General features: G+C 59.5%; 19 protein-coding genes. 13 read left to right on the forward strand and 6 right to left on the reverse strand.

Annotated elements, in window-relative coordinates:
• The first annotated feature begins 29 nt into the window (after positions 1-29).
• A complete protein-coding gene (locus AC5SEO_RS00100; RefSeq protein WP_112154880.1) occupies positions 30-2,135 on the forward strand; it encodes a TonB-dependent receptor plug domain-containing protein in 2,106 nt (701 codons plus the stop codon).
• 154 nt (positions 2,136-2,289) lie between these two features.
• Positions 2,290-2,745: a redox-sensitive transcriptional activator SoxR gene (gene soxR / locus AC5SEO_RS00105; RefSeq protein WP_003511623.1), complete on the forward strand. Its 456-nt coding sequence runs from the start codon at positions 2,290-2,292 to the stop codon at positions 2,743-2,745.
• A 38-nt stretch (positions 2,746-2,783) separates the two neighbouring features.
• On the opposite strand, the gene amyA is transcribed toward soxR, so the two are convergent.
• The 6 genes from amyA to AC5SEO_RS00135 form a co-directional block, all read right to left on the reverse strand.
• On the reverse strand, positions 2,784-4,271 hold the full coding sequence (gene amyA / locus AC5SEO_RS00110; protein ID WP_174003523.1) for an alpha-amylase: 1,488 nt from the start codon (positions 4,269-4,271) through the stop codon (positions 2,784-2,786).
• Between the two features lie 132 nt (positions 4,272-4,403).
• On the reverse strand, positions 4,404-6,134 hold the full coding sequence (locus AC5SEO_RS00115; protein ID WP_035199789.1) for an acetyl/propionyl/methylcrotonyl-CoA carboxylase subunit alpha: 1,731 nt from the start codon (positions 6,132-6,134) through the stop codon (positions 4,404-4,406).
• A gap of 11 nt (positions 6,135-6,145) precedes the next feature.
• Positions 6,146-7,744 (reverse strand): 5-oxoprolinase subunit B/C family protein, encoded by a 1,599-nt coding sequence (locus AC5SEO_RS00120; protein WP_035199787.1) that lies wholly within the window; start codon positions 7,742-7,744, stop codon positions 6,146-6,148.
• A gap of 7 nt (positions 7,745-7,751) precedes the next feature.
• Positions 7,752-8,561: a putative hydro-lyase gene (locus AC5SEO_RS00125; protein WP_003511619.1), complete on the reverse strand. Its 810-nt coding sequence runs from the start codon at positions 8,559-8,561 to the stop codon at positions 7,752-7,754.
• An 11-nt stretch (positions 8,562-8,572) separates the two neighbouring features.
• The gene (locus tag AC5SEO_RS00130; RefSeq protein WP_174068937.1) at positions 8,573-9,340 is read right to left on the reverse strand and encodes a LamB/YcsF family protein; all 768 of its coding nucleotides are present in this window, start codon (positions 9,338-9,340) and stop codon (positions 8,573-8,575) included.
• A gap of 121 nt (positions 9,341-9,461) precedes the next feature.
• The gene (locus tag AC5SEO_RS00135) at positions 9,462-10,703 is read right to left on the reverse strand and encodes an NRAMP family divalent metal transporter (RefSeq protein ID WP_003511614.1); all 1,242 of its coding nucleotides are present in this window, start codon (positions 10,701-10,703) and stop codon (positions 9,462-9,464) included.
• Between the two features lie 263 nt (positions 10,704-10,966).
• On the opposite strand from AC5SEO_RS00135, the gene AC5SEO_RS00140 reads away from it, so the two are divergent.
• From AC5SEO_RS00140 to AC5SEO_RS00190, 11 genes are all read left to right on the forward strand, one after another.
• A complete protein-coding gene (locus tag AC5SEO_RS00140) occupies positions 10,967-11,620 on the forward strand; it encodes a GntR family transcriptional regulator (RefSeq protein WP_003511611.1) in 654 nt (217 codons plus the stop codon).
• A 102-nt stretch (positions 11,621-11,722) separates the two neighbouring features.
• Positions 11,723-12,310, forward strand: coding sequence for an ANTAR domain-containing response regulator (locus AC5SEO_RS00145; protein WP_003511609.1), 588 nt, complete (start codon positions 11,723-11,725; stop codon positions 12,308-12,310).
• Between the two features lie 36 nt (positions 12,311-12,346).
• The gene (locus AC5SEO_RS00150; RefSeq protein WP_035199776.1) at positions 12,347-13,624 is read left to right on the forward strand and encodes a CmpA/NrtA family ABC transporter substrate-binding protein; all 1,278 of its coding nucleotides are present in this window, start codon (positions 12,347-12,349) and stop codon (positions 13,622-13,624) included.
• Positions 13,625-14,001: 377 nt separating this feature from the next.
• Entirely contained in the window at positions 14,002-15,294 is a 1,293-nt protein-coding gene (locus tag AC5SEO_RS00155) for a CmpA/NrtA family ABC transporter substrate-binding protein (protein WP_111788925.1), read from the forward strand.
• Positions 15,295-15,406: 112 nt separating this feature from the next.
• Positions 15,407-16,300 carry a nitrate ABC transporter permease gene (gene ntrB, locus AC5SEO_RS00160; RefSeq protein WP_035199774.1) on the forward strand — a complete coding sequence of 298 codons (894 nt, stop codon included), beginning with the start codon at positions 15,407-15,409 and terminating at the stop codon, positions 16,298-16,300.
• A 13-nt stretch (positions 16,301-16,313) separates the two neighbouring features.
• A complete protein-coding gene (locus AC5SEO_RS00165; RefSeq protein WP_013761942.1) occupies positions 16,314-17,111 on the forward strand; it encodes an ABC transporter ATP-binding protein in 798 nt (265 codons plus the stop codon).
• A gap of 5 nt (positions 17,112-17,116) precedes the next feature.
• Complete coding sequence (nirB, locus tag AC5SEO_RS00170; RefSeq protein WP_111788923.1) at positions 17,117-19,564, forward strand: nitrite reductase large subunit NirB; 2,448 nt, start codon at positions 17,117-17,119, stop codon at positions 19,562-19,564.
• Positions 19,565-19,569: 5 nt separating this feature from the next.
• Positions 19,570-19,905, forward strand: a complete 336-nt coding sequence (nirD, locus tag AC5SEO_RS00175) for a nitrite reductase small subunit NirD (protein WP_003511593.1) — start codon at positions 19,570-19,572, stop codon at positions 19,903-19,905.
• 214 nt (positions 19,906-20,119) lie between these two features.
• Positions 20,120-22,768 carry a nitrate reductase gene (locus AC5SEO_RS00180; protein WP_174068935.1) on the forward strand — a complete coding sequence of 883 codons (2,649 nt, stop codon included), beginning with the start codon at positions 20,120-20,122 and terminating at the stop codon, positions 22,766-22,768.
• Positions 22,740-24,218, forward strand: a complete 1,479-nt coding sequence (gene cysG / locus AC5SEO_RS00185; protein WP_174068934.1) for a siroheme synthase CysG — start codon at positions 22,740-22,742, stop codon at positions 24,216-24,218. The genes AC5SEO_RS00180 and cysG overlap by 29 nt, the downstream gene beginning before the upstream one ends.
• 141 nt (positions 24,219-24,359) lie before the next feature.
• Positions 24,360-25,133 carry a DeoR/GlpR family DNA-binding transcription regulator gene (locus tag AC5SEO_RS00190; RefSeq protein ID WP_003511588.1) on the forward strand — a complete coding sequence of 258 codons (774 nt, stop codon included), beginning with the start codon at positions 24,360-24,362 and terminating at the stop codon, positions 25,131-25,133.
• The last annotated feature ends 64 nt before the right edge of the window (positions 25,134-25,197 follow it).

The raw sequence follows: 25,197 nt of genomic DNA on the forward strand, positions 1-25,197 counted from the left end.
AATTCTCAAGTTAAATGCGGGGGCGTAACATGGAATTGAAGTACCGCGGGCAGGATATGGCCGCGACGATAATAAAGGCTGGCATTTCCGTCGCTATGGCGGGAACGGCGCTCAGCGTTGCATTGCCTGCTGTCGCGCAGCAGGCGACCGACGGAACCACCGTTCTTCAGCAGATCGTGGTGACCGCGTCCGGCTTCGAGCAGAATGTAAAAGATGCTCCGGCCAGCATCACGGTCGTGACGCGAGAAGATCTGGAAAAGGGGTCTTACCGCGATCTGACAGACGCCTTGCGCGAAGTTCAGGGCGTGTCTGTCACCGGCATTGCCAATGAGAAGGATATTTTCATTCGCGGATTGCCCGGCGCTTACACGTTGATCCTGGTTGACGGTAAGAGGCAGAGCACGCGCGATGCCCGTACCAATGGTAATTCCGGCTTCGAACAGAGTTTCGTGCCGCCGGTTTCGGCGATCGAACGCATCGAGGTCGTGCGCGGCCCGATGTCCTCTCTTTACGGGTCCGATGCCATGGGCGGCGTCATCAACATCATCACCCGCAAGGTTGGCGATGTCTGGTCTGGCTCCGTCACCAGCGAGGGTACGGTTCAGCAACATTCAAAATTCGGCAATAGCGGTCAGGTGTCCTGGTATGCCAATGGGCCGATCCTGAAGGACCGGCTGGGGCTGCAGATCTGGGGCAGGGGCTTCACGCGCGGCGAAGACCGCATATTGAATGGTACGACGGGCGCGAAGGAATATGATTTCAATGGACGTTTGACCTTCACGCCGAATGAGGATCACGACATCTATCTCGAGGCTGGCAAAGCACGGCTGCGCCGCGATGCCGAGTCCGGCGAGACGCTGGCAGCCAATGCAGACGGCACCTACAACACCAATACGCGCGACCATTGGTCATTGTCGCATACCGGCCGGTGGGGACCGACCACGTCTGAATTCTCCTTCCAGCAGGAATGGGCCGAGCGCACCAACTTCACCAGAAACTTTCGCACGGGACGCGTCACTGAAAATCCGCGCTCGCCGGAGGTTCGCAATAGCGTTCTCGACGGCAAGTTCACCACGCCGTTCGAACTGTTCGGCAACCATACGCTCGTCACCGGCGGTCAATATTTCGAGGCACAGCTGAAGGACCAGAATCCGGGACGCCGTACCGGTCGCGACGAAACTTTCTCGGCGACGCAATGGGCGCTCTTCGTCGAGGATGAATGGCGCATCGTCGATAGCTTTGCGCTGACGGGCGGCCTTCGTCTGGATAACCATGAAAAATATGGCAATCATTTCAGCCCGCGCCTTTACGGCGTCTGGAGCGCAACCGACGATCTTACGATCAAGGGCGGCATTTCAACAGGTTTCCGCGCACCGGAAATCCGCCAGATCGCACCGGGTTACGCCTATACGACTGGCGGCGGTGGGTGCACCTATGCCTCGAACGGTACCTGCGGCGTGATCATCGGCGATCCGGGTCTGGAGGCGGAAAAAAGCACGAGTTATGAATTGGCAGCACTCTGGGACAATGGTGATGTTGCCCTCGGTGCCACTTATTTCTACACAGATTTCAAGGACAAGATTTCCAACGCGCTCGTGCTCAATCCGGATGGTACGCCTGCCCGCTGGAGCGAAGATAGCAATTATCGCCTCTGGTACAATTACAATATCGACGACGCGGTCATTCAGGGCATAGAACTGACGGCAGCATGGTATGCGACGCCGGAACTGACATTGCGCGGCAACTATACCTATACGCATTCCGAACAGAAGACGGGCGATTACGAGGGTTTTCCGCTGGCGCGGACGCCGGAGCACATGGCCAATCTGAGAGGCGAATGGGTCACCCCGGTGGACGGGCTGGAAGCCTGGGCGTCGGTGAACTACCACGGATCGGAAATCAATGCGGGTCCGCGCATCGGCACGAACGGCAAACCGGTTACGATCAACGGCAAGGCCGGGCGTAAATATGACGCTTACACCACTCTCGACATCGGGACGAAATATGCGGTGGCCGAAAATGTCGATCTCAACGCGGCGGTTTACAATGTATTCGACAAGGAAGTCGGCGCTGACGATTTCAACACGGTCATGGAAGGCCGCCGCTTCTGGATCAGCATGACCGCCAAATTCTGATCCGCGATATTTATGAATTCAGAGGCGCCCGATGGGCGCCTCTTTTTGCCATCTATCCTATTGACCTCAACTATGGTTGAGGAATTATACCGGCTGCTCTCTAGTGTGTTTCCGCGTTTTTCAGAGCGGAGGCCGTTCAGAAAACGGAGCCGGCATGGAAAATACCATCTTTAAACACAGCCTGACGGTTGGGGAGGTTGCGCGTCGTAGTGGCGTCGCCGTTTCCACCATCCATTTTTACGAGGCGAAGGGATTGATCGAAGGCTGGCGCACCAGCGGGAACCAGCGTCGTTATCATCGCGCGGTCTTGCGGCGCATTGCCATTATCCGCATTGCGCAGCGAGCAGGTATCCAGCTCAGCATCATCAGAGACGCCTTGGCGGATTTGCCGCAGGACAGGGTGGCGACGACGGCTGACTGGCGCGTGTTCTCGCAGTCCTGGCGGGAAATGCTGCAGCTTCGTATCAACAGCCTGATTATGCTGCGCGACCAGCTTACCGGCTGTATCGGTTGCGGTTGCCTCTCACTCGATGATTGTCCCTTACGCAATCCAAACGATGTTCTGGCCGATGCCGGCGCGGGCCCGCGCCGTCTCGTATCCGTCAAATGAGCAAGGTTTCCGGCTGGCCGCTTTAAAAGCAATTGTTCCTACTCGACGTCGGCCGGAACCCAGACACTGACGCTGCCGCCATTGGTGGAAAACAGACCCTTGCCATGCTCGTCAAGGGTGATCTGTTCGTGACGGTGACCAAGGAAATCGCGCCATACAGCTCCCGCCTGCTCAGGGCCGAGATCTATCTGTTTTTCCGCCGCCTCGCCGTTCGACATCACCACAACGCAGCCCGGCTCATCGGCGGTACCGTGGCGAATAAACGCAATGCAGCTCGGGTCGTCGAAAATATCCGTCTGGGCACCGTTGGAAAAGCGGCTGCGTGCCTCGATAAGCTTCGGAAGGCATTCGATAGCCGGCATGACGATCTCATGGTCGTTGCCGTCATTGCCGGTGTCTATATACGTCGTACCGAAAAGATCGGGATAAAAGACGCAAGGCACACCTTCTTCGCGCAGCAGAATGATCGCATAGGCCAGAGGCTTGAACCAGGGTTCAACGGGCGCTTCCAGAGATTGCAGCGGCTGCGTGTCGTGGTTGTCGACAAGCGTGACGGCGTGATCTGGAACAGCGGAAAGCAGCGAACCATCGAAGATAGTGCGCATGTCGAAATCGCCGCCCTGCTTGGAAGCGTCATGGAAGCGGTGGTGAAGGGCGACATCGAAGAGCATCAGCTGCTTGTCGACCAGATCGAGATAGCTTTTCAGCGCGTCTATATCGGGGTGCCAGTATTCCGCGACAACGAAGAGGTCGGGATTAATCGTGTCGCGCATATGGCCTACCCAGTCGCGGAAGAACCATGCCGGAATGTGTTTGGCCGCATCCAGACGGAAACCATCCACCTGTACCTGTTCGGCAAGCCACCGGCCCCAATATTTCAGTTCCTCGTAGACAGCCCTGTTTCGGAATTCGACATCCGCGCCCATGAGATAATCGAAGTTGCCGTTTTCCTCGTCGACCTCCTCATTCCATTCGCCGTCGCCATATTCGTTGACGAGACGGAAAATGCCGTCCTCATCAGGCTCTTCGATGTGGTCGACGCCGCTGAAGCACTTCAGGTCCCAGATGAATTTGGAATGCGTGCCGTTTCGGCCGGGAAAGGTGAAGCGCGTATAGGCGTGCGCCTCGAAATCCTCGTCCTCTATATCGGTGCGGTCATCGGGATTGACGCGGCGAACCCGCACCTTCTCCCTTTCATCCGCGCCCATCTTGTGATTGAGAACCACGTCGTGAATGACGCGGATGCCGTTTTCCTTCAGCGTCCGACCAGCCTGTTCGAGGGCAGCGCGATCACCGTATTTGGTCGCGACTGTTCCCTTCTGGTCGAATTCGCCAAGGTCGAAGAGATCATAGGTATCGTAACCTACCGAAAAACCGCCGGCAGAACCCTTGTAGGCCGGCGGTAGCCAAACGTCGGTAATACCCATTCGGGCAAGGCTTTCCGCCTTTTCGGCCACCTCGCTCCATAATTTCCCTCCGTCCGGATAGTACCAATGGAAGAATTGAAGCAAGGTGCGTCCGGCCATATTTCCCTCATGATGGTTAGCAGGTCGCGCCATAAACGGCCCGGCGGCGAAAGGGTTCCGCCACCGTATTGACCAAACTTCGATTGTGAGGGGACCACCTTCCCTGATGGGTCCGGTGGCCTGGTCTATGCGTTATTCCGCAATTTCGAGAAGTGCCGCGCCCGCCTGAAGATAGTCGCCTTCCTTGACGATCAGGCGGACCTTGCCGGCCTTCGTCGCCACGATTTGCGTTTCCATTTTCATGGCTTCCATGACGGCCAGAAGATCGCCTTTGGAAACAGTTTCGCCATCGGTCACCTTGAACGATTGCAAGGTGCCGGAAACGGGAGCGATAATTTCACCTTCCTTCTCCTTGACCGACGCGCCGGGGGCAGCGGCATTGCCGCCGCTGACAGCGCCGAGGCCGGAGAGCAGCAGGTTCGGCAGGCCGACAGAAACACGCTTGCCGTCGATTTCCAGAAAGGTGCGCGTGATGGAAGGGTCTTCAGCCGGTGCAGGACGTTCCATGGCGTCAGGCATGGCGGCGAAATCGGTCTCGATCCAGCGGGTATGAACCTTGAAACCGTCGGTGCCGATGAAGTCGTCCGTCTCGATTGCGGCGCGATGGAACGGCAGAACCGTGGCAATGCCTTCGATACGGAATTCTTTCAGCGCGCGGCGCGCGCGGCGCAGAACCTGATCGCGGTCGGTACCCGTAACGATGAGCTTCGCCATCAGCGAGTCGAATACGCCAGGCACGCTGGAGCCGCTGACGACGCCGCTATCCATACGGATGCCGGGGCCGGAAGGAGCATCGAAAATCGAGATCGTGCCGGGTGTTGGCAGGAATCCTCGGCCGGGATCTTCGGCATTGATGCGGAATTCCATAGAGTGGCCGCGCGGTTCCGGCGTTTCAACCACCCGCAGGGTGTGGCCCTCGGCGATGCGGAACTGCTCGATGACGAGATCGATACCGGTGGTTTCCTCGGTAACGGGATGTTCCACCTGCAGGCGCGTATTGACCTCCAGGAAAGAAATCGTGCCATCAACGCCGAGCAGGAATTCGACGGTGCCGGCACCGGAATAGCCCGCGGCGGCACAGATCGCCTTTGCCGCGTCGTGGATTTTTTGTCGCTGTTCGGCAGACAGGAACGGGGCCGGAGCCTCCTCTATCAGCTTCTGGTTCCGACGTTGCAGCGAGCAATCGCGGGTGCCCAGCACCAGCACATTGCCGTGCTTGTCGGCCAAAACCTGCGCCTCGATATGGCGGGGCCGGTCTAGGAAGCGTTCGAGAAAGCACTCGCCGCGACCGAAAGCGGCGGTCGCTTCGCGAACGGCGGATTCGTAGAGATCGGCGATCTCTTCCATCTTCCATGCGACCTTCAGGCCGCGCCCACCACCGCCATGCGCTGCCTTGATGGCGACGGGCAGGCCGTATTCTTCGGCAAAAGCGGTGACTTCGGCGGCGGTAGAGACGGGGCCGTCACTGCCGGCCACCAGCGGTGCGCCGACGCCGGTGGCGATGCGCCGCGCTTCCACCTTGTCGCCCAGCGCTTCAATGACATGTGGGTCGGGGCCGATCCAGCTAAGGCCGGCATCGATAACCGCCTGCGCAAATTCGGCGCGTTCGGACAAAAAGCCGTAACCGGGATGCACGGCATCCGCGCCGGCGCGTTTGGCAATCGCGATCAGCTTGGCGATATCGAGATAGGTTTCGGCGGGGCGGACGCCTTCCAGCGCATAGGCCTCATCCGCCAACCGAACGAATAGCGCATTCTGATCGGGATCGGCATAAACGGCAACCGATTGCAGGCCGTAATCACGGCATGCGCGGATGATCCGCACCGCGATCTCGCCGCGATTGGCAATCAGCACTTTTTTCATCGCTATTCTCCCTACAGACTTTTAGCCGCCGCGATTTCGGCAAAAGGGCCGATCGGGCGGAACTTGATTTTGGCATTGACGGGGATTTGCCCCGCAAGATCGAGATGGTATTCCGCGACCGCGCCGATGACGGGATAGCCGCCGGTCAACGGGTGGTCGGCAAGGAAAAGAACGGGCTGGCCGCTATGGGGAATCTGGATTGCTCCGGTGGCCGTGCCTTCGCTCGGCAATTCGGCACTGTCCCTGCGCTCCATCGGCACTTCGCCGGCAAGGCGGATGCCGACGCGGTTCGATTGCGGCGTGACCTGCCAGAGCTGGCCGGTCAGCGTATCGAGGCCCTTTTGCGTGAACCAGTCGGTACGCGGTCCGAGAACCACGTCGAGCGTCACAATATCGCCGGTTGCCGGCGGATCGAAGGCCGGAGCCTCGTCGACAGACACGCTGGAAAGTCCTGTCTTTTCGCCCTTCAGCGGCAGAGTAGTGCCCGCAGTCACGCTTTCTGGACCCACTACGGCGAGCGTATCCGTCGCATAGCTGCCCAGCACGGGCTCGACATCGAACCCGCCACGCACAGCAAGATAACAGCGCATGCCCTTCGGCGGCTGACCCAAGGTTACGATATCGCCGGGTTCGAGAGACACGGGAACATGGGGTTGTGCGGCGAAACTGCGATCTGCGGTCTTGACGGTGATGGGGCAGGGCGCGCCCGCAATGCCGATAACGGCGCGGCTCGTGCTTTTGAAGGAAAAGCCGCCGAGCGTCAGCTCGAGACACGGCGAGTTGACGGGATTGCCGACGATACGGTTGGCGGCGTTAAACGCGCCACGATCCAGTGCGCCGGAGGCGGAGACGCCCTGTCCGGTTTGGCCGAAGCGGCCGAGATCCTGAAAAATGGCGGGCATGGGGGCCGCGAGCACCTCGAAATGCGGGCCTTCTCTTGTCATCTCAGGGCGGGCGGTGCGCGGCGCTGAGGTGGGAACATCAACCGTTCTTCCGGCCTTGTCCATATCGAAGAAACGCACGCGATAACCCGGCTGGAAAAGCGCGCCGGGATCACGGTCTATATCCCACATCTTCACCGGTGTGGTGCCGATGATCTGCCAGCCGCCGGGGCTGTTTTGCGGATAGACGCCGCTGAAGGCGCCAGCCAGCGCCACCGAACCCGCCGGAATGCGGGTACGCGGGCTTTGCCGGCGCGGCACGTGAAGAGCCGTATCGCCGCCAACCAGATAACCGAAGCCGGGCGCGAAACCGCAGAAGGCCACGGTGAATTCGCTTTCGGTATGGCGGCGGATGACTTCGTCGACGCTCATGCCGGTCAGTTCGGCAACGTCGGCCAGATCTTCGCCGTTATAATGGACGGGGATTTCCACCAGATTGTCCGAGGGCGCGATTTTTGCGGAGAGATCGCGGCTGGAAAGCCGTGCAACCAGCGCCTCTGCGCCAATCTTTTCGGGGCGGAAACGGATCATCAGGGTGCGGGCAGCCGGAACTGTTTCGTCGATGCCCTCGATCGGATCGTTCTGAAGCGAGGCGAACAGCGCCAGCGTTTCATCGAGATCGGCAAGTTCGACGAGAATGGTGGTGAGGCTGACGGGGAGAAAACGCATCATATCCTCACGCGTGATAGGCAGAATCGGGAATGTCGGTGATGAACATGTGCCCGGGCGCATGGGTAATCGCGAACGGCACGCCGGACGCCATGACTGCAGCCTGAGGCGTCACGCCGCAGGCCCAGAAAACTGGAACCTCGCCGGGTTCGATCCGCACCGCATCACCGAAATCCGGTTTCGCGAGATCCGATATGCCGATTTCTTCCGGCGCGCCGACATGCACGGGCGCACCGTGAACCGCCGGAAAACGTCCTGAAATTGTCGCGGCATCGGCCACGCGCGAAGCCGGGATCGGTCGCATGGAAACGACCATGTTGCCCTTAAACCGGCCGGCCGGCCGGCAGGGGCGGTTGGTCAGATACATCGGAACGTTGCTTTTGTCGGTCATGTGACGGATTTCGATACCCGCTTCGACCATCGGCGTTTCAAAGGTAAAGCTGCAACCGATCAGGAAAGCGACGAGATCGTCACGCTCTGCCCATGCGGCGGTCGCATCCGCCGTTTCCTCGGCAAGTTTGCCGTCCCGCCAGATACGGTAAAGCGGTAGGTCGGTCCTGAGATCGGCACCGGGGGCAAGAAGCGTGGTTGGTGAGCCGGGATCTGAAACATCGAGCACCGGGCAGGGCTTGGGATTACGCTGCGCATAGAGGAGGAAATCGAAGGCCCAGTCGCGCGGCAGCACGATCATGTTGGCCTGCGTGAAACCGGGAGCGATGCCGGAGGTCGGTGCAACGAGGCCGCCACGATAATCGGCGCGGGCCGTCCGGGCGGCATCCGCATTGGTGTGGCTCAGAAAGGATAAGGGTATCGTCATTGGTCGCCCTTTTAGAGAATGGATGCAAAAGAGCGGATTTCGATGCCCTCGGCTTCGAAACGGCGGCGGATTTCCTGGGCGATCGCCACCGCGCCGGGGCTGTCGCCATGCACGCAGATGGATTGTGCTTCGATCTTGATGTTGCTGCCGTCGATGGCTTCGAGTGTTCCTTCGCGGGCAAGCTGCACCATCCGGTTGGCGATTTTGGCAGCGTCGTGCAGTACGGCGCCCGCCTCGCGGCGCGAGACGAGTTGGCCTTCGGGCGTATAGGCACGGTCAGCGAAGGCTTCCGCGACGACGGCAAGGCCTGCCTTGCGGGCGAGATCGAGGATGGGCGCATTGGCAAGGCCCATCAGCACCAGCGAGGCATCGACGGCCTTTATACCGTCGATGACCGCTTGTCCCTGTTTCGCGTCATTGGCGATGCGGTTGTAAAGCGCGCCATGCGGCTTCACGTAACGCACCGTGGTTCCGGCTGCGGCGGCGACACCCTTTAGTGCACCGATCTGGTAGATGACATCGGCGATCAGCTCTTCGGAGGTCACATCCAGATCGCGGCGGCCAAAGCCGACGCGGTCCGGGTAGGAAACATGGGCGCCGACGACCACGCCTTTTTCGGCAGCGGCCTTAACGGTCCGGTAGATGCCGGCCGGGTCACCTGCGTGAAATCCGCAGGCGATGTTAGCGCTGGAAACGATGGCAAGCATCGCCTCGTCATCTCCCATGCGCCACGCGCCGTAACTTTCGCCAAGATCGCTGTTGAGATCGATAGCGGCCATGTTGCCTCCCTTTAGAGCATTTCCAGCAAAAGTGCGTAGCGGTTTTGCGTCGGGAAAATGCGTAATAACAAATATATAGAGCGTTTCCGTTTTTCTCCGAAATGCGGAAACGCTCTAGTTTTTACAGGCCGAGCAGGCCGAAAATGGTGCCGGCGGACTTGTAGCCCATGTACCACGTCAATGCGCATGTCAGAACGCCAAGCCCGAGCAGAATGCGCGAGTAGCGGTGGCCGCCCATCAGGTCTTCGCGCTTCCATGCGGCAAACAGGAAGATGCTGAGGCCGATGGGCAGGATAAGACCGTTCAGGCCGCCAACGAAGACCAACATGGCGGCGGGCGGCGTCGTGATGAGCAGGTAGCAGACGAGCGAGACAGCGATGAAGATGACCGTCGCCATGTTGCGGGCGCGTTCCGTCATATCCTGCTTGAACACGGGCAGGAACGAGACGGAGGTATACGCCGCGCCGATGACGCTTGTGATGGCCGCAGCCCAGAAGATGATGCCGAATAGACGGAAGCCGAGATCGCCCGCGGCCGACCGGAAAGCCTGTGCGGCGGGATTGGCGGCCTGGCCCGATGTATCGATGACGACGCCGCTGGCGACAACGCCGAGAATGGCGAGGAACAGCACGTAACGCATGATGCCGGTGACAGCGATGCCGGTCAGAGCGGCGCGGTTGACGGCGGGCAGGTTTTCAATGCCGACCATTCCCCGGTCCAGCAGGCGGTGCGCGCCGGAATAGGTGATGTAGCCGCCAACGGTGCCGCCGACGATGGTGGTGATGGTCGCGAAATTGATTGTGTCCGGCAGGAAAGTCTGGCGGAAGGCATCACCGACCGGCGGCGCGGATACGAATGCAACGTAGAGCGTCAGCACGATCATCAGGATACCGGCGAAAATGATGAACCGGTCGACGGCGAGGCCAGCCCGTTTGGAAACGAAGATGGCGATGGAAAAGATTGCGCTGATGGCGCCGCCGATTTTCGGATCGAGCCCGAAGATGGCGTTCAGGCCGAGGCCGGTGCCGCCAATATTGCCGATATTAAAGAAAAGGCCGCCGATGATGACGAGAATGGCGAGAAGATAGCCGGAACCCGGAATGGCAGCATTGGCGATGTCGGACGCACGCATGCGCGTCAGCGTTACGATGCGCCAGATGTTGAGCTGAACGACGAAGTCTATGAGGATGGAAGCAAGAATGCCGAAGGCGAATGCGGCACCAAGCTGCATGGTGAATGTCGCCGTCTGCGTGATGAAGCCGGGACCGATGGCAGATGTTGCCATCAGGAAGATTGCTCCCAGAAGAGATGCACGTTTTGACATTTTGAGATCGGCAGTCGGGGTGAGCTTTTTCTGCTCCATGGATTTTCTCCGCTCCTGTCGCAATCCGCCCCTCGCGGATGCTTTATGCCACCGATCTTGTCTTGTTCCGTGAGATTGTCAATATTGTTCAACAATAAATGATAATCGTTCTTTTATTTTGTCTATTTGTTGGACGTTATGAGTATGAATTCATCACGTTTTTTTGGCGCTTTGCTGAAGCTTTGTGCTATGGGCAATCATGCCGTGTCCGAACATGCCTGTCACGGAATTCCCAACGTTGCATTGCTCTTAAGGAAAGCGCCATGACGGAAACGATAGAGGGTCTGCCGCTTGCGGATCGATTGGCAAAGGGTATTCGCACCCTGCTGATCTCCGGTGAACTGATGCCGGGCCAGCGTCTTTCGGAAGCAGCCTTCAGCGAACGTTTCGAGGTCTCCCGCAATTCGCTGCGTGAAGCCTTTCGTCTCCTGACCAAGGATGGTCTGCTGCGTCACGAGGCCAATCGCGGCGTTTTTGTCGCCGTTCCCACCCTGGCTTCGGTGATTGATATTTACAGGGTGCGGCGCATGGTGGAATGCGGGGCGCTGCGTCAGGCCTGGCACAAGCACCCGGCCATCCGGACAATGCGCACGGCGGTCGATGATGCCAGGATAAAGCGCGACCAGGCAGACTGGTTAGGCGTGGGCAGCGCCAACATGAAGTTCCACGCCGCCGTGGTCGACCTTCTAGACAGCGCTCGTCTCAGCGATTTTTACGAGCGCATTGCCGCTGAGCTCAGGCTTTGTTTCGGCCTGCTGAAAGACCCGGAACAGCTCCATTCCCCCTTTGTGGACATGAACAGCAAGATCCTGTCGCTGATGGAAGAGGGCAAGGCGGCTGAGGCCGGTGACGAGATGGAAATCTATCTCAATCTTTCCGAGCGGACGGTTTTGAAGGCGCTCGAACGGGCGTCATGAGAAATCAGGCGTAGCGGGACGAAAACGTCCCTTTCACGTCCGCTCCATTTTTATATCGGCGCCTGATTGCCAAGTTTGTTGCGGTGCGTCATCAATGCCGACATGACGCTTCGCGACCTCACCATTCTCGTTATAGACGAAAACGCGATCCGCGCCTCGATCATCGAGGAGGGGCTGCGCGAGGCCGGGTATAATCGCGTGACGCTCATCCATGAAGTGCACGGCGTGGCGCGGACCATCGAGACGCTGCAGCCCGATGTCATCTTCATCGACCTTGAAAATCCCAACCGCGACATGATGGAGCATCTGTTTCAGTTGACACGCACGGTCGGCCGGCCGATCGCCATGTTTGTCGACCGCTCCGATACCGCGTCCATCGAGGCGGCCGTTGAGGCTGGTGTTTCCGCCTATGTCGTTGACGGGCTGAAGAAAGAACGCGTCAAACCCATCCTCGATATGGCGGTCAGCCGCTTCAACGCTTTCAGCCGTCTGCGACAGGAACTTGCCGAAGCAAAATCGGCGCTTGAGGAGCGCAAGGTCATCGAGCGCGCCAAAGGCATTTTGATGAAAATGCGTGGCCTGTCCGAAGAGGAGGCTTTTGCGCTTCTGCGGCAAACGGCGATGAACGAGAAAAAGAAAATATCCGAGATCGCGCAAAGCGTGGTCACCGCGGCCGGTCTGTTGATGTAACGAACCCGCCGGCGGGACAGTCGAGGAGTGTATGATATGGCGGCACAGGAAAAATCGGCCGGTTCAAAAGCGGGCGCGCCGGCAATTGTTGGCAGCGACCGGCAAAAAATCCTGCGGGCAGGTTTTATTCCTCTTGTCGATGCGTCCGTCCTCATTGCTGCGGCGGAATTCGGCTTTGCCGAGCGCGAAGGCCTGACGCTCGATCTCGTCAAGGATGTGTCCTGGGCGAATGTGCGCGACCGGCTGGCATTCCGGCAATTCGACATTGCCCATATGCTGTCGCCGATGCCCGTTGCCTCCATGCTCGGACTCGGCTCGAACCCTTCGCCGACGATCACGCCGTTTTCACTTGGGCGCGGCGGCAATGCGATAACGCTTTCGACGCGGCTTTTTGCCCGGATGAAGGCGTTGACGGGGCTTTCCGAAACGGCGGGGGCGCTGGAAAATGCGATGGCCTTAAAGCAGGTGCTGGATGACATGCGAGCGCGGGGCGAAGCTACACCGACGCTCGGCATGACCTACCCGTTTTCCTCGCACAATTACGAATTTCGCTATTGGCTCGCCGCTGGTGGCATTCATCCCGATCACGACGTCAAACTGGTGGTCGTACCACCGCCATTGACGTCGGATGCATTGGCGGCGGGCGCCATAGATGGTTTCTGTGTCGGTGCGCCGTGGAACATCGTTGCCGCCGAGCGCGGTGTGGGCAGGATCGTCGCTGCCAAGCAGGATTTGTGGCCGTCTGCGCCGGAAAAAGTGATCGGGATGCGGCCTGAATGGGCCGAAAGCCAGCAGGAAACGGTCAGCCGGCTGCTCACGGCGCTCGATGCCGCCGCACGTTGGTGCGACCTTGCGGAAAATCACGATGATCTGAGCAGGACACTTGCCGATCCGCGTTATATCGGTGCGCCGCAAAGCATCATCCGCCATGTGCTTGCCGGTGAATTCAACATCGACAGCCAGGGCAACCGCCGGGTCATCGACAAATATTTCCTCTTCCACGGCGGCCATGCCAATTATCCGCGCCAGAGCCAGGCACTGTGGATTTACAGCCAGATGATCCGCTGGGGGCAGACGGAGTTTTCGCAAGGTGGTGTGGAGGCCACCCTGTCCGCTTACCGTCCAGATATTTATCGGGCGGCACTGGGCGATGCCAATGCGCCAGATGATGCCGATATTCGAGTCGAAGGGCAGGAGGCGGGTGACCGGTTCGTGGACGGTTTTGTTTTCGATCCCGCAGACATTGCTGGCTATGTGAATGGCTTTTCCGTGCGCAGTTCTGCCCCGTTTTCCATCTCCCAAGGCGAGGCCTGACAGCCGTCGGCCGGGCAAGCTGCGCAAATTTCAAGCTCGGAATTTATCCATCTGCGCAAACCATAGACAAAATTTCTACTGATTAAAATTTAATCGTCCGATCCAATCTCGGAAATTCCGTTTTTTTCCAAGGCGATAGCTTCCACAAGTAAAACTGGCACGCCCCTTGCGTCTTCGTCTTTGCACTGGTCAACGGCGATCGGGGCGAGCAGGGCGCGGCATAAGCGCTTTCACAGACATAGACGTCGCAAGGTTTTGCTGCCCGGAACACCTCCCGTTCCGAAGGCGCAAACTCCGAGCGGCGTTTTTTTTATTTTCAGGTTTTTTCGCAAGCGAACGCGCCACCCATGCGGTGGTCCAATAAGGGGAAGATGCGAATGAAAAAGATATTCTCGGGCGATGTCAGCCGCCGCACCATACTGAAGACGACAGCCGCCGCAGCCCTTGTTACCGCCGTGCGCACCGCTTTTCCGTCAGGCGCTTTCGCAGCCACGGCTGAGCCGGAAGTGAAGGGCGCGAAAATCGGCTTCATCGCGCTGACCGACGCCGCCCCGCTTATCATCGCGGCGGAAAAGGGACTGTTCGCCAAGCATGGCATGCCGGATGTCGAGGTTTTCAAACAGGCATCCTGGGGTGCGACACGTGACAATCTCGTGCTCGGCGGCGCATCGAACGGCATTGATGGCGCGCATATCCTGACCCCGATGCCCTATCTCATGCATACCGGCAAGGTGACGCAGAACAACGTGCCTGTGCCGATGGCGCTTATCGCCCGCCTCAATCTCGACAGCCAGGGTATTTCCGTCGCCAAGGAATATGCTGAAACCGGCGTTCAGCTCGACGCGTCCAAGCTGAAGGCAGCTTTCGAGAAGAAGAAGGCAGAAGGCAAGGAAATCAAGGCTGCCATGACATTTCCCGGCGGCACGCATGATCTGTGGATCCGCTATTGGCTGGCCGCCGGCGGCATCGACCCGGACAAGGACGTCTCCACCATCGTCGTTCCGCCGCCGCAGATGGTCGCCAACATGAAGGTCGGCAATATGGACGTCTTCTGTGTGGGCGAACCCTGGAACGAGCAACTCGTCAATCAGGGCATCGGCTTTACTGCCTGTACCACCGGGGAACTCTGGAAAGGGCATCCCGAGAAGGCGCTCGGCATGCGCGCCGACTGGGTGGAAAAGAACCCCAACGCCACCAAGGCATTGCTGATGGCCGTGATGGAGGCCCAGCAATGGTGCGATGAGATGGCGAACAAGGAGGAGATGTCCACGATCCTCGGCAAGCGCCAATGGTTCAACGTGCCACCGAAAGACGTTCTTGGCCGCCTCAAGGGCAATATCAATTACGGCAACGGCCGCGTGCTGGAAAATACCGGTCTGCAGATGAAGTTCTGGCAGGATCACGCGTCCTATCCCTTCCGCAGCCACGACAGCTGGTTCATCACGGAAAACATCCGCTGGGGTAAATTTGCACCCGATACGGACGTGAAGGCGCTGGTTGCCAAGGTCAACCGTGAGGACATCTGGCGCGACGCTGCAAAGGATCTCGGTGTTGCCGATATTCCCGCCTCCACGTCGCGCGGCAAGGAAACCTTCTTCGACGGCAAGGTCTTCGACCCCGAAAACCCGTCGGCCTATCTCGAAACTCTTTCCATCAAGGCAGCCTCCTGAGGAGGAGACACGGGTGTCGCCCCTCCTCCGCCGGGTTGCCATTTAAAGATGGACACCAAAGGCCGGATGAGGGGCGAGACCCTGACCGCAACCGAAATCCAAAGGAAACGCCATGTCCGCATTGGCTCGAAATTTCAAAGAACAGCCGCAGCAACCGGTGGTACAAAAGGCAAACGTCGTGACCCTTCCGCCCAAACATCCCTCGCGGTTCAATCTGCGTAAACTGGGTGCTGCGGCGGCCCGCAATATCATACCGCCATTTGTCGTCCTCGCCGTTCTGCTGGGCGTCTGGCAGGTGCTCTGTTCCGCCCCCGGCTCGTCCCTGCCGCCGCCAAGCCAGGTATTCGAGGAAAGCTACGATCTCATCGTATCGCCGTTCTTCCATAATGGTTCGCAGGATATCGGCCTCGGCTTGCGCGTGCTGGTCTCGCTGGAGCGCGTGGCATACGGTTTCGGCCTTGCGGCTATCGCCGGCATCATTCTCGGTGCGGTCATCGGCCAGTCGGTCTGGGCCATGCGCGGCCTCGACCCGATTTTTCAGGTCCTGCGCACCGTGCCGCCGCTCGCCTGGCTGCCGCTTTCACTTGCCGCCTTTCAGGACAGCAATCCGTCGGCCATTTTCGTGATCTTCATCACCTCCATCTGGCCCGTCATCATCAATACGGCGGTCGGCGTGCGCAACATTCCGCAGGATTATCGCAACGTTGCGAAGGTGCTGCGGCTCAACCAGATCGAATTCTTCTTCAAGATCATGCTGCCGTCGGCCGCCCCCTACATCTTCACCGGCCTGCGCATAGGCATCGGCCTCTCCTGGCTCGCCATCGTGGCGGCGGAAATGCTGACCGGCGGCGTCGGTATCGGCTTCTTCATCTGGGATGCGTGGAACTCCTCGCGCCTGCCCGACATCATCGTGGCACTCGCTTACATCGGCGTTGTCGGCTTCATGCTCGACAAGCTGGTAGCGGCGCTCGGCAAGGTCATCACCCGCGGCGCTGCGGCCAACTAAAAGGGCGACCATCATGAACGCTTATCTGAAACTCGATCATATCGACAAATATTTCGACAAGGGCGGTTCGCGCGCCGAGGTGCTGAAAGGCATCAACCTGACCATCGGCAAGGGCGAATTCGTCTCAGTCATCGGGCATTCCGGCTGCGGCAAGTCCACCATGCTCAACCTCATCGCCGGGCTGACCAAAGTCTCAGCAGGCGTGGTGCTTCTGGAAAACCGCGAGGTCAACGAACCTGGCCCGGAACGCGCCGTCGTCTTCCAGAACCACAGCCTGCTCCCCTGGCTTTCGGTTTATGAAAACGTCAACCTCGCCGTCGCGAAGGTCTTCAGCAATACCAAGACCAAAGCGGAACGCCACGACTGGGTCATGCGCAATCTGGATCTCGTGCAGATGGCCCATGCCAAGGACAAGAAACCGTCTGAAATTTCCGGTGGTATGAAACAGCGCGTCGGCATTGCCCGGGCGCTCGCCATGGAGCCGAAAATCCTGCTGCTGGACGAGCCTTTCGGCGCACTGGATGCGCTGACTCGCGCCCACCTTCAGGACGCCGTGATGGAAATCCACGCCCGGCTTGGCAACACCATGGTCATGATCACCCACGATGTGGATGAGGCGGTGCTGCTGTCCGACCGTATCGTGATGATGACCAACGGTCCCGCCGCCCATATCGGCGAAGTGCTTGACGTGCCGCTGCCGCGCCCGCGCAACCGCATCGAGCTTGCATCCGACAAGACCTACCTCAAATGCCGCGAGGCCGTGCTGAAGTTCCTTTACGAACGTCACCGCTTCGTCGAAGCTGCGGAGTAACCACCATGGCGCAAAAACTCGTCATCATCGGCAATGGCATGGCGCCGGGGCGCATGCTGGAAAACCTTTTCGAAACCGCCCCCGGCCTCTACGACGTCACCATTTTCAACGCCGAGCCGCGCGTCAATTACGACCGCATCATGCTCTCGCCAGTACTCTCAGGCGAAAAGAGCTATGAAGATATCGTCATCCACAATGACGAATGGTACGCGGCCAACAATGTGACGCTGCACAAGGGCGCGAAGGTCACCGGCATCGACCGTGACAACAAGACCGTAACCAGCGAAAACGGCATCACCGTTTCCTACGACAGGCTGGTGATCGCCACCGGTTCCCTGCCCTTCATCATTCCCGTCCCTGGCCATCAATTGCCGGGCGTTCTCGCCTATCGCGATCTCGACGATGTCACGAAGATGCTTGAAATCGCCGAAGGCAAGGGTCGCGCCATCGTCATCGGCGCCGGCCTTCTGGGTCTGGAAGCAGCTTATGGGCTGAAGCGCCAGGGAATGGACGTCACCGTCATCCATCTGATGCCGACGATCATGGAGCGGCAGCTCGATCCGGCAGCGGCCTATCTTCTGGAAAAGGCGCTGAACGAGCGCGGCATCGACATCATCACCAAGGCCAATACCAAATGCATTCTCGGCGCGGAGAAGGTCGAAGGCATCGAGTTGGAAGACGGCCGCGTCATTAAAGGCGACATGGTGGTGATGGCGGTCGGCATCCGTCCCGCCTCGGGTCTTGCCAAGGAAGCCGGCATTGCCGTCAATCGCGGCATCGTCGTGGATGATGGCATGATGACGTCGGATGCCTCGATATATGCGCTTGGCGAATGCGCCGAGCATCGCGGCATGTGCTACGGGCTGGTCGCGCCGCTTTATGAATCTGCGCGGGTGCTGGCGGACCGGCTTTGCGGCGGTTCAGCCGAGTATCATGGGTCTGTCACCAATACCAAACTGAAGGTCACCGGCATCAACCTGTTTTCCGCCGGCGATTTTGCCGAGGGCGACGACCGCGAGGAAATCGTGCTGCGCGATGCCACCGCCGGTGTCTACAAGCGCCTGATCCTCAAGGAAAATCGCATCATCGGCGCGGTTCTTTACGGCGAGACGGCGGATGGTTCGTGGTTCTTCGACCTGATGAAGAAATCGACCGACATTTCCGCCATGCGCGAAACCCTGATCTTCGGCCAGGCCTATCAGGGAGGGTCCCCGCTGGACCCTATGGCGGCCGTTGCAGCCTTGCCGGATGATGCGGAAATCTGCGGCTGCAACGGCGTCTGCAAGGGCAAGATCACCTCGGTCATCACCTCGAAGGGGCTGACCTCGCTGGATGATGTGCGCGCCCATACCAAGGCATCCGCCTCCTGCGGCAATTGCACCGGCCTTGTCGAACAGCTGATGACGCTGACGCTTGGCGACAGCTACAATCCCGCTGCCGTGCAGCCCATGTGCAAATGCACAGATCTCGGCCACGATGATGTACGCCGTCTCATCAAGGCCAAGAGCCTGAAGACCATTCCCGCCGTGATGCAGGAACTGGAATGGAAGACCTCCTGCGGCTGCGCCAAGTGCAGACCGGCGCTCAACTACTATCTCGTCTGCGATTTTCCCGACGAATATGCCGACGACTACCAGTCGCGTTATATCAATGAGCGCGTCCATGCCAATATCCAGAAGGACGGCACCTATTCCGTCGTTCCACGCATGTGGGGCGGCGTCACATCTTCCTCCGAACTGCGGGCGATTGCGGATGTGGTCGACAAGTTCGAAATCCCGATGGTGAAGGTGACAGGCGGGCAACGCATCGATCTTCTCGGCATCGAGAAGGAGGATTTGCCGGCGGTCTGGGCCGATCTCGGCAAGGCCGGTTTCATTTCCGGCCAGGCCTATGCCAAGGGGCTTCGCACCGTGAAGACCTGCGTTGGAGAACAATGGTGCCGCTTCGGCACGCAGGATTCCACCGGCCTCGGCATCCGTATCGAAAAATTCATGTGGGGCTCATGGACGCCCGCCAAGCTGAAGCTTGCCGTTTCCGGCTGTCCGCGAAACTGCGCTGAGGCGACATGCAAGGATATCGGCGTCATCTGCGTCGATTCCGGTTTCGAAATCCACTTCGCCGGTGCCGCTGGTCTCGACATCAAGGGTACGGAAGTGCTGGGCCTCGTCCATACCGAGGATGAGGCGCTGGAGCATATCGTGGCGTTGACCCAGATGTACCGCGAGCAGGCGCGCTACCTCGAGCGCATCTATAAATGGGCCAAGCGCATCGGTTACGACGAAGTCCGCCGCCAGATCATGGACGATGCCGACAAGCGCCGGGCCTATTTTGACCGCTTCGTCTTCAGCCAGAAATTCGCGCAGGTCGATCCCTGGTCGGAACGTGTGTCCGGCCACGACAAGCACGAATTCAGGCCGATGGCGGCAATCGGTTTCAACGAGGCAGCGGAGTGAGAACGATGGACAGCAACTGGATCGATATTGGCGACATTTCCGACATTCCGCTGCGCGGCGCGCGCTGCGTGAAAACGCCTATGGGCAAGATCGCCGTGTTTCGCACGGCTGAAAATCAGGTCTTCGCCATCGAGGATCATTGCCCGCACAAAGGCGGCCCGCTGTCTCAGGGCATCGTGCACGGGGCTTCGGTGACATGTCCTTTGCACAATTGGGTCATTTCGCTGGAGACCGGCAAGGCGTTGGGGGCGGATGAGGGTGAGGTGAGGACCATTCCTCTCCGCAATCTCGACGGGCGGCTTTCGATTGCGCTCGAAACTTTGATGATTGCGGCGGAGTGATATCAGATGTTGGCGACGATACTCCCCTCTGCCCTGCCGGACATCTCCCCCTCGAGGGGCAAGATCGACAAGTGGCACGCTTCTCGCTTCATCTCTGTTGTCGGAGACGCAAGCTGTAAAATAGAGCCGGTGCCACAATTGATCTACCCCTTTGAGGGGCAGATGTCCGGCAGGGCAGAGGGGGGTAAATGCCACGCACCAAGAGGGCAAACCCATGCCCGTTGAAACGAAAACCACCTGCCCCTATTGCGGTGTCGGCTGCGGCGTCATCGCCACCGTTGCCGATGACGGCATCGTTTCCGTCAAAGGCGATCCGGACCACCCCGCCAATTTCGGCCGGCTGTGTTCCAAGGGTTCGGCTCTGGCCGAAACCATCGGCCTCGACGGACGGCTGCTCCATCCCGAAATCCACGGAAAGCGAGTGGCATGGGACGAAGCGCTTCAACTCGTTGCTTCAAGATTTTCCGAGGCCATTTCCGAGCACGGCCGGGATTCGGTTGCCTTTTACGTTTCCGGCCAATTGCTGACGGAGGATTATTACCTCGCCAACAAGCTGATGAAGGGTTTCATCGGATCGGCCAATATCGATACGAATTCACGGCTTTGCATGTCGTCTTCGGTCGCCGGCCATCGCCGCGCCTTCGGGGCCGATACGGTGCCCGGCACCTATGAGGATATGGAGCTTGCCGATCTGGTAATCCTCACCGGATCCAATCTCGCCTGGTGTCATCCCGTCCTCTATCAACGGCTTGCTGCCGCAAAGGCGGCGCGGCCGGACATGAAGGTGGTGGTCATCGATCCGCGCCGGACGATGAGCGCCGATATTGCCGATATGCACCTCGCCATCCGCCCGGATGGAGATGTGGCGCTGTTTACCGGTCTTCTGGCCCATCTTTCCGGCAGTTCCGCGTTCGATAACGCTTATGTTGGAAACCACACTGTCGGCTTCGATGCCGCGATGCAGGCAGCGACCGGGCACAGCCTGCCGGAGATTGCCGACAAGACCGGTCTGACAATCGTGGAATTGATTTCCTTTTACGAATTGTTCGAACGCACGCAAAAAACCGTCACCTGCTACAGTCAGGGCGTCAACCAGTCGCAAAGCGGCACCGACAAGGTCAACGCCATCATCAATTGCCACCTCGCCACAGGCCGCATCGGCCGGCCGGGCATGGGACCGTTTTCGCTGACCGGCCAACCCAACGCCATGGGCGGACGCGAGGTGGGCGGGCTTGCCAATATGCTGGCGGCCCATATGGCCATCGAGAACGCTGAAGACCGCGACCGCGTGCAGCGCTTCTGGGCCTCGCCGGCGATTGCGCAGAAGCCTGGCCTCAAGGCCGTGGATATGTTCCGGGCGGTTGCCGATGGCCGCATCAAGGCGCTGTGGATCATGGCCACCAACCCCGTCGTTTCCATGCCGGATGCCGGTGCCGTCGAGGCGGCGATCAAGGCCTGTCCCTTTGTCGTGGTGTCCGATGTCATCGCCAAGACCGATACCGCCCGCCACGCCCATGTGCTGTTGCCATCGCTCGGCTGGGGTGAAAAGGACGGCACGGTCACCAATTCCGAACGGCGTATTTCCCGCCAGCGCGGTTTTCTTGACGCGCCCGGTGAAGCAAAGGCCGACTGGTGGCAATTCGCCGAAGTTGGACGGCGCATGGGTTTTGACGCGGCCTTCGGCTACCGGCAACCTTCTGAGGTTTTCGCCGAGCATGCCGCTCTCTCCGGATTCGAGAACGCCGGAAGCCGCGATTTCGATATTGGCGGGATCGACCGTGATTCCTACGGTACGATGAAACCGTTTCAATGGCCAAAAGCCGGACCCGGTGAAGCCGCCACGACCCGCTTTTTCGCGGATGGCCGCTTTTTCCATGCGGATGGCAAGGCCCATTTCATCGCCACGGCACTGCCGGAGACCCGCAGGACATCGGCGGACTACCCGCTGACGCTTAATACTGGCCGTATCCGCGACCAATGGCACACCATGACCCGCACCGGCAAAAGCGCGCGTCTCACCGCCCATATCGCCGAACCCTTTGCCGAACTTCAACCGCGCGATGCACAGGCGCTGGGCATCGAAAGCGCCGATCTCGTGGAGCTTGAAAGCCCGCACGGCAAGGTCCTGCTGCGGGCTCTGGTCAGCGAGAGGCAGGCGCGGGGAGCTGTGTTTGCGCCGATGCACTGGAACGACCAGTTCGCCTCGCAGGCCCGCATCGATATGCTCGTGCCAGCGGTCACGGACCCACATTCCGGCCAGCCCGCTTCGAAGAATGTCGGCGTGAGTGCACGACGTTTTGTAGCGAAAGCCTATGGATTTGCGATCTCCCGCACCCGGCCTGATGCGCCGGGCTGCGCCTATTGGGCAGTTGCAAAGGCGGATGGCGGCTACCGCATGGAGCTTGCCTTCGAGGAACAGCCGCAGGACTGGACGCTCTGGGCGCGACGGGTTTTCGGAGTCGATATCAGGGTTGAGCCTCTGGGTTACAGTGACCGGCAGACGGGCGATCTGCGGCTTGCTTTCTTCGACGGTGGTACCTTGCTGGCAGCGCTGTTCGTCGCCAGAGAGCCGGTGGCCGTTGCCCGCAACTGGGCGATTTCACAGCTGAACGAACGCCATGAGGATTTGCGCATGCGTTTTGCCCTGGTCGCCGGGCGTCCCGGCGCCGGCCGCGCCGATCCGGGGGGGACGGTCTGCTCCTGCTTCAATGTCGGGGTCAACCAGATCACGGCCGCCATCCGCAATGGCTGCCACAGCGTCGAAGCCATAGGTGCTGCGTTGAATGCCGGAACCAATTGCGGCTCCTGCCGCGCCGAGATCAGGGGGATCATCGATGGATGCCTTAAAACCGCAGCGGAATGAACCGAACCGCATGGAGAAGCTCGCCAAGTTGCCGGTCTTCTGGGGGCTTGAGGGCAAGCGCGTGGTGCTGGCGGGCGGATCGGATGGGGCCGCATGGAAAGCGGAACTGCTGCTTGCCTGCGGGGCGGAACTTCACCTCTATTGCGAGGAAAGCGAGCTTTCGGAATGCTTTGCGGCGCTCGTCTCGACAAGCCAGATGCTGACATGGCATGACCGTTCCTGGGGTCCGGATAGTTTCAAAGGCGCGGAACTGGCGCTGGCGGATTGTGAAACCGACGAAGAGGCGGGAAGATTTTACAATGCCGCGCGCTCAGCCGGCGTGCCTGTCAATGTCATCGACAAGCCAGAATTCTGCCAGTTCCAGTTTGGCTCCATCGTCAATCGTTCGCCGGTGGTGGTGTCGATCTCCACCGATGGCGCCGCACCCATTCTGGCGCAGGCCATTCGCCGGCGCATCGAGACTTTGCTGCCGCTCGCTCTCAAGGATTGGGGCGCGCTTGCCCAGACCATCCGAGAGCGGGTCAATATACGCCTCGCGCCCGGCCCGGCGCGGCGTTCATTCTGGGAGAAATTTGTCGACCGGGCGTTTACCGAAAGGCTGGATGAGGGCAGCGAAGAAAGGCTGCTGACAGACATCGGCACGCAGGCAGGTCGGAAAGGATCGGCACGCGGCCTTGTGACGCTGGTCGGTGCCGGACCGGGCGATGCCGAGCTGCTGACGCTGAAAGCGGTACGCGCCTTGCAGGCGGCGGATGTCATTCTGTTCGACGATCTCGTTTCATCCGAGGTGCTGGAACTGGCGCGGCGGGAGGCGAAGCGTATGCTTGTTGGCAAACGCGGCGGCCGGGAAAGCTGCAAGCAGGAAGATATTAACGACATGATGATCCGCCTTGCCAAGGCCGGCAAAAGGGTAGTGCGGCTGAAATCCGGCGATCCGATGATTTTCGGACGCGCCGGCGAGGAGATCGCAGCGCTGGAGGCTGAAAACATCCCGGTCGAAATCGTACCCGGCATCACCGCGGCAAGCGCCATGGCTTCGCGGCTCGGCGTTTCCCTCACCCACCGCGATCATGCCCAGTCGGTCCGCTTCGTCACCGGGCACTCCAGACAGGGCAAGCTGCCGGAGAATATAGACTGGCAGTCCCTGTCGAACCCTTCCGTGACCACGGTTTTTTACATGGGCGGGCGAACCGCTGCCAGCATCGAGGAAGCCCTTCTGGCGCATGGCATGCCGGCCTCGACGCCCGTCGCCATCATGATTTCCGTCAGCCGCGAAAATGAGCAGCGCTGGTGCGGTTCGCTCGTGCAACTGGCTGCGGCGGTTGAGCGACTGGGCGTGAACGAGCCTATATTGATCGGCATCGGTGATGCGTTTGGTGCTGCAATCTCTGCGTTTTCCGAGATCGGCCTGCCGAAGCCGGTCCCGATGTTAATTCAGAAAGCCGGCTAATAATCTTGCTGGTTCGCGCGGATACGTTTTTCGCGTACCTCCGCAAGTGGACCTGATCGGCGCCACAAAACCGTCCCTTGACATTGGTTTTTCGTTCGCTCTTCAATAAAACGAAAAAATTGAAAGAGGAGGGAGGGTGAAATGATGCTCACACCGCGTCAGGATGAAATCGTTGCGCTGGCGAAAGCAAGCGGGCGTGTGCTGGTGGACGAGCTGGCCACGCGGTTTTCGGTAACGCCACAGACGATCCGCAAGGACCTCAACGATCTCTGCGATACGCGGGTGCTGACGCGCATCCATGGCGGCGCACTTTTTCCGAGCGGCAACGAAAACGTCAAATACGAGGCACGCCGTGCGATCGCCTCCTCCGAAAAGCAGGCGATCGGCGCCGCTGCCGCTGCCCTCATCCCCAACAACTCCTCGCTTTTCATCAATATAGGTACGACGACCGAGGCGGTGGGCGAAGCGCTGGCGGATCATCACGAGCTGATGGTCATCACCAACAATATTAATGTTGCCAATAGGTTACGGGTTTTTCCGGGCATCGAGGTGGTGATCGCTGGCGGCGTCGTGCGCGGTTCCGATGGCGGCATCGTTGGTGAGGCCGCAGTGGATTTTATCCGCCAGTTCAAGGTCGATTTCGCCGTCATCGGCGTTTCTGCGATCGATGAAGACGGCGCTTTGCTGGATTTCGACTTTCGCGAGGTCAAGGTTGCCCAGGCGATCATGTCCAACGCTCGCCACGTCATTCTTGTATCGGATTCACTGAAATTCGAGCGGACGGCGCCGGTGCGCATCGGCCATCTTTCACAGGTGCACACCTTCATTACCGATCATTGTCCGGTCGATTCGATTCGATCCATCTGTGCCGATCATGACGTCAGGTTGATTGAAACCGAGGTTGGGGAGCCTTGATCCGAACCGCCCCGGAATTTCGTTTGACATTCGTTTTGTCTTCAAATTAGATGTCCGTGCTTTC

It is taken from the genome of Agrobacterium sp. K11 (genome assembly GCF_059429395.1).